Here is a 12919-nt window from a genome sequence, read left to right as displayed (position 1 = left end):
TCCATTAGGCATGTATTAAATATAAGTCTTATTTGTGCGGTGCACAATATGTAAAAGCTGATTTTTAAGTCAACTTATTTATAAGACTCAATCCTGTATGCTGCAGTGCGGAATAAAACTACTCTTCGATGATTAGATTGCTCTTTCTGAATGGGTGTGCGGCATAGGTGCCCATGACGCGAACCTCTTTAGCAAAGAAGTGAAGCTCTTGTAGGGCTAGCTGCATGGCTGGCTCCTGAGGGTGCGATGCCACATCTAGATGGAAGCTGGTGACCTGCATCGTATCCGAAGCCATGTAACTTTCCAGCTTAAGAATGTTCAGGCCATTAGTGGCAAAACCACCCAGTGCTTTATACAGCGACGCTGGGATATTTCGAGCGGTGAACAGGATCGAGGTCATGAACTCTTTGTCAGCATCGTATTCCGGCACCTTACTGTCACGTGCCAATATTAGGAAGCGAGTGGTATTACCTTCGACGTCTCTAAAACCCTCTTTGACGATATCTAAGCCATAGAGTTCTGCAGCAAGTGAAGAGGCGATAGCGCCTAGCTCTGGATCTGGATTCTCTGAAAGATCCGACGCAGAGCCTGCCGTGTCAAGTGCCGCGATAGGTTCAAGTCCTAGTGCTCGAATGTTGCCATCACACTGTGCCAGCGCCTGGGGGTGTGACCAAACACGTTTTAGCTGCTCAACTTTAGTGCCCGGAATAGCGAGTAGGCAGTGATTAACCGGCTCAAAGTGTTCAGCAATGATGTGCAGTTGAGTCTTAGGCATTAAGCGGTAGATCTCTTCGACACGACCGGCAGTGCTGTTCTCAAGTGGGATCATCGCTAAACGCGCTTCACCACGTTCAACCATAAACATTGCATCAGCAAAGCTCTCACATGCGTGTGCCTCCAATTCTGGGTGGACACGGGTACAAGAGAGGTGAGAGTAGGCACCAGGAACACCCTGATAAGCGATTTTTGCGGGTAGGTCTGTCATATAAACTGCTTAATGAGAGAATTAAAGCGATATTATTGCACATCTCTTTACTCGGCCAATAGCCTTCAGAGGACTGAGGGAAGTTTTAATGATAAAAAAACCTGCCGAGCGTGAGCAGGGCAGGCTTTTATTCAAGTCAGATTTTAGAGTGCATATATGACTGCAAGCAGACCGGTTACCGACATCGTAATCGTGTAAGGCAGTGCCATCCACACCATCGTACCGTACGAGAGGCGAATCAACGGAGCAATCGCAGAGGTTAGCAGGAATAGGAACGCTGCTTGACCGTTAGGAGTCGCTACCGATGGGATATTAGTACCGGTATTTACAGCAACTGCTAGGTGGTCAAACTGTTCACGAGTGATATCACCTGCATTCAATGCTGCTAGGATCTCATTAATGTAGACCGTCGCAACAAATACGTTATCCGAGATTGCCGATAGCACACCGTTTGCAATGAAGAAGACGGACGGCTGTTGGCTTGGCTCTAGTGAAAGTGCCATGTGAATGATCGGCTGGAACAGGTGCTGATCGTGAATCACGGATACTACAGTAAAAAATACAACCAGCAGAGCGGTGAAAGGGAGTGCCTCTTCAAACGCTTTACCGATCTGGTGCTCTTCTGTGATGCCGTTAAAGGCGGTCAATAGAATGATTACGGTCAAACCGATCATGCCCACTGGGGCCAAGTGGAAGGCTAGACCAATGACTAGGAATACTGCCACTGCAGCCTGAACGATTAGGCTAACGCGTTGTTTCTTGGTCATCTTAGCCGATTGATCTTTATCGTAATCAACCAGAATTTGGCGAACATTCTCAGGCAATTTAGCGCCGTAACCGAAGGTGCCGGTCTTCTCTAGTACTACAACGGTTAGAAGGCCAACCGCCAGTACAGGCATAGTGATCGGTGCCATGCGTACGAAGAACTCAATAAAGGTCCACTCAGCTTTCTGGGCAATCAACAGGTTTTGTGGCTCACCGACTAGCGTACAGACGCCGCCTAGTGCTGTACCCACAGCACCGTGCATCAAGAGACTTCTTAAGAAACCACGGAAGTTTTCTAGGTCTTGGCGACGCTCTTCATGAACGTCATGGTCAGACGTATGGTCGTGTGCCGAGTCGTTGTTTTTACCCGAGGCAACCTTATGGTAGACCGAGTAGAAACCGACACCGACACTGATCAATACAGCAGTCACTGTCAAAGCGTCTAAGAAGGCTGATAGGAAGGCCGCAGAGATAGAGAAAAGGAGAGAGATTGTTGTCTTAGAGCGAACCTTAACCAGTATCTTAGTGAAGACCCATAGAAGAAGGTCCTTCATGAAGTAGATACCAGCAACCATGAACATCAACAGTAGGATGACTTCTAAGTTGGCGTTGATCTCGTGGTATACGTTATATGGATCGGTTAAGCCGATCACGACCGCTTCAATCGCAATCAAACCTCCCGGCTGAAGTGGGTAACATTTAAGCGCCATCGCCAGTGTGAAAATGAATTCGAAGATTAGCAACCAGCCTGTTACGACAGGGCCAGCTGTTAAAAGTAGGATAGGATTGGCTACAAGGAAGAAAAGGATTGCTTGCTTGTACCAAATTGGCGAGTTGCCCAAAAAGTTTCGGGTAATTGCCGACATGGTTGATTGATTCATGTAGGGTCCTTACAGTTATTTTAATTTGCCCAAAAGCAAAAAAGCGCAAAGATTATAAGGTTATTCCTTTAGTTTGGAAACTGCGGTTTTAATACTTTAGTTTTATATAACTATTACAAATAAGCATTGCCGTTTTTAGGGAGTCTTCTTGAAATACTTAATTGCCCATCAAAATCGTCTGATCTTGGCTGACCCAAAACTAGGGGTTGTGTTGGATCGTATTGATCTCTCCCTATCCTTTGACAGCGAGTATGAGATCGAACGTTACCCTGTGTTACCGGGCTATGAGTTGGTCAGAATGTCTGAGGTACCTGGCAGTGCCAAAGTGGTGGATCTTCGAGCTGAACTTGAACGGTCTGATCCATTCCAGTATCAGTTGCTCTCCAGAGCTCAGCAGTTATTGAATTGGCGAGTGAATCATCAGTTTTGTGGTCGCTGTGGTGGGGGTATGGCGTTTGGTTTAACCGAGATGGTCTTGAAATGTACGGACTGTGGGCATCACGCTTACCCGAGACTCTCTCCCTGTATCATCACTCTCGTTGAGGACGGGGATCGAATCTTGTTGGCCCATAACGCTAAGTTCACACCTAATCGATTCAGTACTTTAGCTGGATTTATTGATGCCGGTGAGACGGCTGAGCAGGCGGTAGCACGAGAGGTCAAAGAGGAGGTGGGTGTTGAAATTAGCAACATTCGTTACTTCAAAAGCCAGCAGTGGCCATTTCCTGACTCGTTGATGTTGGCGTTTTTTGCTCAGTATGCCGGTGGCGACATTAAACCTGATGGTCGTGAGATATTAGAAGGGCGTTGGTTTACCAAGGAAGAGCTGCACACTGTGGTGCTGCCACCCAAATTCGCTATCTCAAGAGCGTTGATCGACGACTGGGTTGCACGACAAGGCTGATTTGCAGCTATAGCTGGGTATCAGTGCCTAAAAAGTTTGCCTAGCTTGGTGGCGAGCATGACATCACCCTCGGCGCGCAGAAGACCTTTCATGAAAGCACTCATGCCATCGATCTCACCCTGTATAACACCAATGAATGTCGCTTCATCCATGATCAGTGTGATGTTTGGGTCGGAGTGCTCACCCCAGTTGGCATCTAACTTAGAATCCTCGATCGTTAGGTAGAACGAATCTGCATCATTCAACGAGAACTGAAACGTCTTATTTAGACCTTTGGCGTTGTCAGAATTGAATCGATCTTGCAGCTTGTTGAAAACCTGCGTGAGGGTGACATTTGAAGACATAAAAACCTAGCGCTCATTAGAAGTGGCTATGTTAACCTACCCCTCTCTGTTAATCGACTTTCTTACGAGGTAATCAGTGGTCGAATTTTTTTCTGAATACGGTCTTTTCTTGGCTAAAACGGTCACTTGGGTGGTTGCGATTGGGCTAGTGCTTGCGATGATTGCAGCAGCGGCTCAAAAACGCCGTAAGCCTAATGATGGAGAGATTGAAGTCGAGTCGCTGAATGATCACTTCACCGAGCTAAAAGAGACGTTAGAAGACCACATATTGGATGAGCATCGCCTCAAACAGATGCATAAAGCGCAAAAGAAGCAGGATAAAGAGGAGGCTAAGGCCCGTAAAAAGGCGGCCAAGTCCGATGCTCAAGCAGAAGAGGATCGAAAACGAATCTATGTCATCGATTTTGATGGCGACATCCAAGCCTCTGAAGTCGACAAGATGCGCCAAGAGATCACAGCGGTTCTGACGTTGGCAAGAGAGGTCGACGAAGTGGTTGTTCGTCTAGAGAGCCCTGGCGGTCTAGTGCATGGCTATGGCTTGGCTGCATCACAACTCGAGCGCATTCGTCGTAAGCAGATTCCACTGACGGTGTGTGTCGATAAAGTGGCTGCCAGCGGTGGTTATATGATGGCTTGTATCGCCAATAAGATTATCGCAGCTCCCTTTGCACTGATCGGTTCCATTGGTGTGGTTGCACAGATTCCCAATTTCCATCGCCTTCTTAAGAAGAATGACATCGATTACGAAGTCCTAACGGCGGGTGATTACAAGCGAACTCTAACGATGTTTGGCGAGAACACCGAAAAGGGGCGTGAAAAGTTTGTTGAAGAGCTAGAAGATACGCACGCTCTTTTCAAAGAGTTTGTCTCTGACTACCGCTCGGATTTAGACATTGAGAAAGTGGCGACGGGTGAAGTCTGGTTTGGTCGTCGCGCCATTGCCAATGGTCTTATTGATCAGATAGAGACCAGTGATGACTATCTGGTTAATGCCGCCGATGACGCTGATATCTACAAAGTGAGCTATCAGGTGAAGCAGAGCCTACAAGAGCGCCTCGAACACTTTGGTATCTCTGCTGTCACTGGCGTTGCTGGTAAAGCGTGGTCGAGCCTGACACAGAGCCGTTTCTGGGCGCGCTGATGAGTCGTATTGAGATCTCCATTGCTGATCAAACCTTAAGGTTACTGACCGATTCGGGTGAGCAGAGTTGGAGCGTCTCAACGGCTTTAAACGGGCCGGGGAATATTAAAGGGTCAGGCTGTACACCGCTTGGGCAGCACAAAGTAAAGCTTAAAATTGGCGAATCTGCACCGACCAACAGTGTCTTTGTTGGTCGTCGATCAACCGGTGAAATCTATTCAGAAACGCTAGCCAAGCAGTACCCAGAACGAGATTGGATTTTGACACGAATCATCTGGCTACAGGGTATGGAGTACGGCTTCAATCGTGGTGGTCAGGTCGATACACTAAGTCGTTTCATATACATCCATGGCACACCTGATACTGAGCCGATGGGGGTGCCTAAATCACACGGCTGCATCCGAATGAGAAACCAGAATCTGATTGAGCTGTTTGATCAGGTCAACAACAACATGATCGTAAATATTACGGCTTAATTGGAGAGAGTAATGAGCAGTGGCGCCCTAATGCTGGATATTGCTGGGACTGAGTTAACGCCCGCTGAGGTTGAGACTCTCAAGTCTCCCCAAGTGGGAGGGTTGATTCTCTTTGCTCGTAACTACCAAAACCCTGCACAACTTCGACAACTTATGACGTCGATCCGTCAGGTCCGTCCTGACCTGTTAGTGGCGGTCGACCAAGAGGGTGGTCGTGTGCAGCGATTTAAAGAGGGCTTCACCCGACTGCCACCAATGCGAGTATTCAGTGAAGCTTGGCAAGAGAACCCTAGCAAAGCGGTCGCTTGGGCTCATGAGTTTGGCTGGTTGATGGCGACAGAGTTGCGCGACTATGACATCGATATCTCATTCGCCCCTGTGTTAGATCTCGATTACGGCCACTCAGAGGTGATCGGCGACCGTTCGTTTGGCAGCGATAGCGAACAGGTTGAAGCACTGGCGGGAGCCTTCATGTCAGGCATGCATGAAGCGGGCATGGCGACCACGGGTAAGCACTTTCCAGGGCATGGCTGGGTGGAGGTGGATTCACATTTGGGTCTTCCAGAAGATCAGCGCAGTTTTGCTGAGATAGATGCTCAAGACCTACAGCCCTTTGCCAAGTTGATTAAACGCGGCTTGGATGCGGTCATGCCGGCCCATATTAAATACACCAGTGTCTGCTCACAGCCCGCAGGCTTCTCAGAGTTTTGGTTGCAACGCCAACTGCGTGAGCGATTAAGTTTTGATGGCGTGATCTTCAGTGATGATCTCTCTATGGAGGGGGCAGCAGAGACTGGCAGTTATTCTGATAGAGCCGACGCCGCGCTGGCAGCTGGCTGTGACATGGTGCTTGTCTGCAACGCACCCGAGCGTGCGCAAGAGGTGTTGCAGCACCTAACCAACCTTGGGCACACTGGTTCTGATCGAATTGTAAGAATGCGTGCTAGACCTAAGCGCCCGAGTGATTCTGAACGATTGGCTCGCGTAAGAACGATGGCGAAAGAGTTGGTCTAACTGATTGTTTATTGGAGTTTTTAAGTGACTGAATTGTTGAGTTGGGTGCTTAACCCACTGTTAAATGCTATTCCTGCCTTGAATCAATATCAGTGGTTGCTACAAGGCGCTGTGATTCTGTTGATGACACTGATCGTCTCTCTAGTCAGCAATACTTTGTTGAATCGACTGATTCCCTTTATCAACAATCTCTCGTCCGTTTGGAATCAGGTATTCATTGATACCGTGCGTGCCCCTTTAAGTCTTCTAGTCTGGGTGGTGGGTATTACGCTCTCACTCGATATTGCCGCTCGAGCACTGGACGAGATAGACCTGGTTCTGACGCAATCTTTGCGCTCACTAGCGTATATTCTGTTAGCGGCATGGACGTTGATCCGTCTAATTAAGCGGGTTGAGCAGCAGTTAGTGGATGGCGTTTCTGGTCGTCCTGGTGTTGATCGAACCACCGCTGATGCGGTCGCAAAACTACTGCGATTAACCGTCCTTCTGTTTGCGGGTTTGGTGCTGCTTCAACATTTGGGCGTCAGTGTCTCAGGCATACTAGCGTTCGGTGGTGTTGGTGGTTTGGCTGTCGGTTTTGCCGCAAAGGACCTACTGGCTAACTTCTTCGGTGGGTTGATGATCTACATGGATCGCCCCTTCAAAGTGGGGGATTGGATTCGCTCCCCCGACAAAGAGATTGAGGGTACAGTTGAAGAGATCGGCTGGCGCTTAACCCGAATTCGCACCTTTGATAAACGACCGCTCTACGTCCCTAACTCAACCTTCGCCAGTATTGCCGTTGAGAATCCATCGCGTATGACCAACCGTCGTATCTATGAAACCATTGGTGTTCGTTATGACGATGCGGCTGTGGTTGAGCAGATTGTTGCAGATATTAAATCGATGTTGCAGAGCCATGCTGACATCGATCAGAGCCAAACTCTGATCGTAAACCTGAACCACTTTGGTGCCTCATCAATCGATATCATGGTCTACACCTTTACCAAAACGGTTAACTGGGTGGAGTTCCACTCGGTTAAGCAGGATGTACTGGTTAAGATTATCAATCTGGTTGAAGCGCGTGGCGCAGAGATCGCTTTCCCAACCTCTACGATTCATATTGCCCCGAATGAGGCGCCGTCGAACTAGTTTACGGTGTTTGCTGTCTCTGTTGAGGTCACCAGATCGGTGACCTCCATCTCAACCGCTTCGATCGGTCTAAAGAGTACCAGCATTCCCAGAACGGGGTGATCGATGTAGTGCAGATCCTTCGATCGCATGCGACGTGACTCCTCAAAACGGATCGTTTCAGCGGGCTCGTCGGTCAAGCTTAAACCGTTAGGGTAGTAGTTGATCGATGGGTAGATATGCAGATAACGCTGACGCTCAATGCGTAATGTACCTTCGAAGTTTCCAAATGCATCCAATAACAGAGTGGTGCGGTTAGCGCCAGGTTTAAACTGATCCAGCCAGCTATTGTGGTAGAGCAGCTCATACCCTTTTTGCGCCAATCGATTGGCTTGTTCAGTCAATGCAAAGGTGGTTATTGGCAACTCTTCATTCAGGGCTAAGGGTTCGCCATCATTGACGAGAGGAAGCTCAGCGTTGGTGAATTCTATACTTTCTAAGTCGGCAGGCCAGGTTTCGCTCTCTTTGTCGGCTTCAGCCTGTTTGAAAATAACCACTTCAACAGTGTAGAGACTCTCTTCTCTGATCAGTTCAGGGGCAACCGCTAGCTTGACCGCCTCATCGTCAGCCACGGCTTGGCCGATACCAGCCAATAGCAAAAGGGTCGTTGCAATCACTCTCACTTTAATATGCTCCTGAAGGTTCAAATCAATCACTTGCCGGTGTCAGTGTATCAAGCAGCGCTTCAACTGTCTGGAATCGAGTTTCACTGTTTTCCATCGGTACACTGAACTTAAACGCGGTAGCCCCATCGAGTTTATAGACCTTTGGCTGTGTCTGCACCAGTTTTACAAGGGTGTAAGGATCGACACAGGTCTCCTCAGCAAACTCCAAGCGTCCTGACCCAGCGCCAGCATCCAACTTGATAATATCGAGTTTTTCAGCCCGCAACTTGATTGAAGTCTGTCGAATTAGGTTCTGAAGAGGCGTTGGTAGCAGACCAAAGCGATCAATCATCTCCACCTGAAGCTCACGCAACTCTTCGTCATTGGCTGCATTGGCAATGCGTTTATAGAGCGTCAATCGGTTATGCACATCCGGCAGATAGTCATCGGGAATCAGTGCCGGTAGGTGCAAGTTTACTTCACAGCCGTGATGAAGAGGCTGATCAAAGTTGGGTGTTTTACCCTCTTTAATCGACTCTACTGCTTGCTCTAGCATCTCCATGTAGAGGGAGAAACCAATTGTCTGCATTTGACCCGACTGCTCTTCACCTAACAGCTCACCGGCACCCCGTATCTCAAGGTCGTGGGTTGCTAGGGTAAAGCCTGCCCCTAGAGTGCTCGCTTCGACAATCGCCTCCAAACGTTTGGTGGCATCTGAAGTCATCGCCTTGTGGTGCGGTGTAAGCAGGTAAGCGTAAGCCTGATGATGCGAACGACCGACTCGTCCACGCAACTGGTGCAATTGAGCCAGACCAAATTTATCAGCGCGATCGATGATGATCGTATTGGCGTTAGGAACGTCGATACCGGTTTCGATGATGGTGGTGGAGACCAATACGTTGAATCGCTTGTGATAGAAGTCACTCATCACCTGTTCCAGTTCACGCTCACGCATCTGGCCATGGCCGATACCAATACGGGCCTCTGGAATCAGCTCACCCAACTCTTTAGCGGTCTGTTCAATGGTTTTCACTTCATTGTGCAGATAGTAGACCTGACCACCGCGAAGCAACTCACGCAGAATGGCCTCTTTAATCAGCGCTGGATCTGATTGACGCACAAAGGTTTTAACCGATAGACGCTTAGCCGGTGCCGTCGCGATGATCGAAAGATCACGCATGCCCGACATCGCCATGTTCAGTGTGCGAGGTATAGGCGTTGCGGTTAGGGTTAGAATATCAACCTCAGAACGGAGCGATTTGAGCTTCTCTTTCTGCTGAACACCAAAACGGTGCTCCTCATCGATTATCAACAGCCCTAGGTTGCTGAATTTCAAATCGCCCTGAATCAGTTTGTGAGTACCAATCAGAATATCGACTTGACCCGCCTCTACCTTGGCTGCGATCTGATCCTGTTGTTTGCCTGTTTTGAAGCGAGAGATCAGATCGACCTCCATAGGCCAGTCGGCGAAACGATCACGGAAATTCTCAAAGTGCTGCTGGGCGAGGAGGGTGGTTGGTACCAATACAGCAACCTGTTTGCCCGCTTGTGCCGCAATGAAGGCGGCCCGCATAGCCACTTCAGTTTTACCAAAGCCAACATCACCGCAGACTAGACGATCCATCGGTTGCACGGCTTGCATGTCTCGGCGCACCGCTTCAATGGCCATCGCTTGATCTGGCGTCTCTTCGAATGGGAATGCACGTGAGAATTGATCGTACATAGCATCATCAATGCTGTATTGATACCCCTGGCGAGCGGCACGACGTGCATAGATATCTAACAGCTCGGCAGCTGCATCACGTACCTTCTCGGCCGCTTTACGGCGCGCTTTGGACCACTGCTCTGTGCCAAGACGGTGCAGCGGTGCAGACTCTTCACTGGCACCGGTGTATCGGCTAATCAGATGCAGAGAGGAGACCGGAACATAGAGTTTGGCATCATTCGCGTACTGCAGGGTCAGAAACTCGGTGGCTGATCCATCCAAATCGATCGTCTGCAGACCGAGATAGCGACCTACGCCGTGATCAATGTGGACCACAGGATTCCCGACGCTCAGTTCAGACAGTGATTTAACGGCTTGGTCGGCATCGCTCTGTTCACGCTGGCGACGACGACGTTGGAAGACCTGATTGCCAAACAGCTGTGCCTCCGAGATCACCTCAAATTGATCACTGATGGCAAGACCCTGTTCAAGCGGTGCAACGCTTATTGCGAGTGACTCATTGCTGTTTTGAAAAGCGTGCCAGCTGTCGAGTTGCACAGGCTTGATCGACATCGCTTGCAGTTGCGTTAATAGAGATTCACGACGGCCCGCTGATTCAGCAAGAATGAGAACCGGAGTAGTGGCTTTGTCTAGGTGATTGGCCAGTGGGCGCAGAGGCTCTGCCGCAGTGGGAGAGGTGCTTAAACTGGGAGGTTCAGTCGCACCGATATTCTCACGCCCCGGTTTAACCTCTTCAGGCTCAGCACTTAGTCGGATTCCCGGCCAACGTTTTAGGTCACTTGCCAAGTTATCCGGTGTTAAAAAGAGCTCATCTGGCGTCAAGATTGGGCGAGTGATATCGCCTTGGCGTTCGTTATGTCGACTTACCACACCGCTATGGAATTGTGATGCGGCCTCCAGTATCCCTTTCTGCTGAATCACAAGGGTTGATTCAGGAAGGTAATCGAACAGGGTAGAGCACTGCTCAAAGAAGAGCGGCAGATAATACTCGATCCCCGCCGGCGCTAAACCGCTCGAGATGTCTTGGTAGATGGGGCAGTTGCCATAATCGACATCAAATCGTTGACGCCAGCGCTGTTTAAAGCCATCAATCGCGTTGGAGTGGAAAGGGTATTCACGCGCCGGCAAAATGCGAATGCGCTCGATCTGTTCAATGGAGCGTTGTGTCTCCGGATCGAATGTCCTTAGAGTATCGATCTCATCATCAAATAGGTCGATACGAAGAGGCGCGCTAGTGCCGGTAGGGTAGAGATCAATAATGGCGCCACGTACAGCAAATTCACCGTGCTCATAGACGGTGTCGACCAGGTTATACCCTGCATCGATCAGTTGCTCTCGCATCCTGTCGGCGTCTAATTGCTGACCTTTTTCAAGCCAGAAGACATTACCACTGACAAACTCTTTAGGAGCGACACGCTGCATCGCCGTCGAAGCAGGCACGACAATGACACCTGACTTTAAACCTTGAAGTCGGTAGAGCGTCTCTAAGCGAGTGGAGGTAATATCCTGGTGTGGAGAGAAGCTATCGTAAGCTAGGGTTTCCCAGTCTGGAAAGAGCATCACAGGCAGAGAGTCACCGGCAAAAAAGCGTATCTCACGACGAATACGGCTAGCGCTCTCACTGTCGTTGCAGAGCATCAGTATAGGTCCCTGATGCTTGTCGCGTATCTGATCGATTAGCCAACCGGTGGCGGCCCCTTTTACATCACCAATACGGCGCAAATCACCGGCTTTAGTTGGGGCAATAAACTGATCTAGACCTGACAATCTTGGACTCCAGTGAAAATAGCATGAGAAAGATTCTATTGTAGCGATCAATCAGTGATTAGGGCAGGTAAGTAGAGAAAAAATCACAGTTTTTATCTGTTTCGCAGGTGCGGTATCGGCCATAATAGACGTCTACTCCACATGGACTTGGAATCGCATGAATCACTTCGAGCTGTTTGCTCAAATATTTGCTGTTACGGCCCCCATTTTCTCCCTGGTCATCATCGGATTGCTGCTAAAACGATTTAACCTGTTGAGTGATGGTTTCATCAGTGGCGCCTCGATGTTGGTCTACAAAGCAACCCTGCCTACTCTGTTAGGTTTAGCTACCTACCGAGCGGACGTGGTTGGACTGCTTGATTCCGTTCTGTTTGGCTACTACATCCTGGCGAACTTCGCAGTCGTCATACTCATGGGATTTATCGCCTATCGTTGGATTCGACCGGATCAGCGTGCTGTTTTTATTCAGGCTGGTTTCAGAGGTAATCACGGCATTATCGCACTGGCGCTGGTATTGAGCCTTTATGGCAATGAGGGGCTGCAAGTGGCCGGATTAATGGCTGGTTTAGCGGGAATCCTAAACAACGGTCTTTCGGTCGTGCTCTTTTCGGTCTTCAGTACACGCTATCGTCCTACACCATTGGTGGTTGCGAAAGAGGTGGTGCTGAACCCGATGATTATTGGGGTGTTAATCGGTGCGTTGCTGTCACTCTTGCATCTGCGATTGCCACTCTGGGTAGAGGAGTCGGCTCAACTCTTCGGGTCTATGTCACTGCCACTAGCACTGCTCTGCATTGGCGCAACGCTGTCGTTAAAAGCCTTTCGTCTGTCAGGTTGGTTGGCCGTCAATGCTACGCTGGTCAAGTTGATTTGGGTACCACTGCTGTTCACGGCCATTGGCGCCTACTTGGGTATCAGTGGAATGGAGTTAGGGACTCTGTTTCTGTTCCTAGCATCTCCTACCGCGGCTGCCAGTTATGTGATGGCCAAAATTGCAGGTGATGACGATGAACTTGCCGCCAACATCATCGTTCTGACGACCTTTGTGTCGATGATCACGATAACTTTCGGGCTCTACCTACTGCAGTTGTTGGCATTAATTTAGTAGACTAGAAACCTCTTTAATCACCACCTAAAGGAA

Annotated in this window: 11 protein-coding genes; 6 read left to right on the top strand and 5 right to left on the bottom strand. The window is 49.3% G+C overall.

The features are described from left to right. Positions 1-118 precede the first annotated feature (118 nt). Complete coding sequence (locus XMG59_RS01715) at positions 119-985, bottom strand: prephenate dehydratase (protein ID WP_173481533.1); 867 nt, start codon at positions 983-985, stop codon at positions 119-121. Positions 986-1128: 143 nt separating this feature from the next. Beyond that, positions 1129-2631 carry a sodium/proton antiporter NhaB gene (gene nhaB, locus XMG59_RS01710; protein WP_173498105.1) on the bottom strand — a complete coding sequence of 501 codons (1503 nt, stop codon included), beginning with the start codon at positions 2629-2631 and terminating at the stop codon, positions 1129-1131. Positions 2632-2779: 148 nt separating this feature from the next. Here nhaB and nudC point away from each other — a divergent pair, with 148 nt between their 5' ends. After that, on the top strand, positions 2780-3535 hold the full coding sequence (gene nudC / locus XMG59_RS01705) for an NAD(+) diphosphatase (protein WP_173498104.1): 756 nt from the start codon (positions 2780-2782) through the stop codon (positions 3533-3535). Positions 3536-3555: 20 nt separating this feature from the next. On the opposite strand, the gene XMG59_RS01700 is transcribed toward nudC, so the two are convergent. Continuing rightward, the gene (locus XMG59_RS01700) at positions 3556-3879 is read right to left on the bottom strand and encodes an SCP2 sterol-binding domain-containing protein (protein WP_173483150.1); all 324 of its coding nucleotides are present in this window, start codon (positions 3877-3879) and stop codon (positions 3556-3558) included. Positions 3880-3955: 76 nt separating this feature from the next. Here XMG59_RS01700 and sohB point away from each other — a divergent pair, with 76 nt between their 5' ends. From sohB to XMG59_RS01680, 4 genes are read left to right on the top strand one after another with little or no spacing between them, the layout of a single operon-like run. Next, entirely contained in the window at positions 3956-5020 is a 1065-nt protein-coding gene (gene sohB, locus XMG59_RS01695; RefSeq protein WP_173481529.1) for a protease SohB, read from the top strand. Further along, entirely contained in the window at positions 5020-5496 is a 477-nt protein-coding gene (locus XMG59_RS01690) for a L,D-transpeptidase (RefSeq protein WP_173498103.1), read from the top strand. The genes sohB and XMG59_RS01690 overlap by 1 nt, the downstream gene beginning before the upstream one ends. Before the next feature lie 12 nt (positions 5497-5508). Further along, positions 5509-6510: a beta-N-acetylhexosaminidase gene (gene nagZ / locus XMG59_RS01685; RefSeq protein ID WP_173481527.1), complete on the top strand. Its 1002-nt coding sequence runs from the start codon at positions 5509-5511 to the stop codon at positions 6508-6510. A gap of 24 nt (positions 6511-6534) precedes the next feature. Then, positions 6535-7641, top strand: a complete 1107-nt coding sequence (locus XMG59_RS01680) for a mechanosensitive ion channel family protein (protein WP_371731441.1) — start codon at positions 6535-6537, stop codon at positions 7639-7641. On the opposite strand, the gene XMG59_RS01675 is transcribed toward XMG59_RS01680, so the two are convergent. Next, positions 7638-8303, bottom strand: a complete 666-nt coding sequence (locus tag XMG59_RS01675) for a CsiV family protein (protein WP_173498102.1) — start codon at positions 8301-8303, stop codon at positions 7638-7640. The two genes, XMG59_RS01680 and XMG59_RS01675, sit on opposite strands and share 4 nt — an antisense overlap. Before the next feature lie 25 nt (positions 8304-8328). Beyond that, a complete protein-coding gene (gene mfd, locus XMG59_RS01670; protein WP_173484263.1) occupies positions 8329-11778 on the bottom strand; it encodes a transcription-repair coupling factor in 3450 nt (1149 codons plus the stop codon). Positions 11779-11935: 157 nt separating this feature from the next. Between mfd and XMG59_RS01665 the strand changes: the two genes are divergently transcribed. Beyond that, entirely contained in the window at positions 11936-12883 is a 948-nt protein-coding gene (locus XMG59_RS01665; RefSeq protein ID WP_173483146.1) for an AEC family transporter, read from the top strand. Positions 12884-12919: the final 36 nt, after the last annotated feature.

The sequence above is a fragment of the Marinobacterium sp. xm-g-59 genome (genome assembly GCF_013283315.1).
Lineage (GTDB): Bacteria > Pseudomonadota > Gammaproteobacteria > Pseudomonadales > Balneatricaceae > Marinobacterium_E.
Note: the sequence above shows the minus strand (reverse complement) of the source record. Positions and strands in the feature narration are given on the sequence as shown.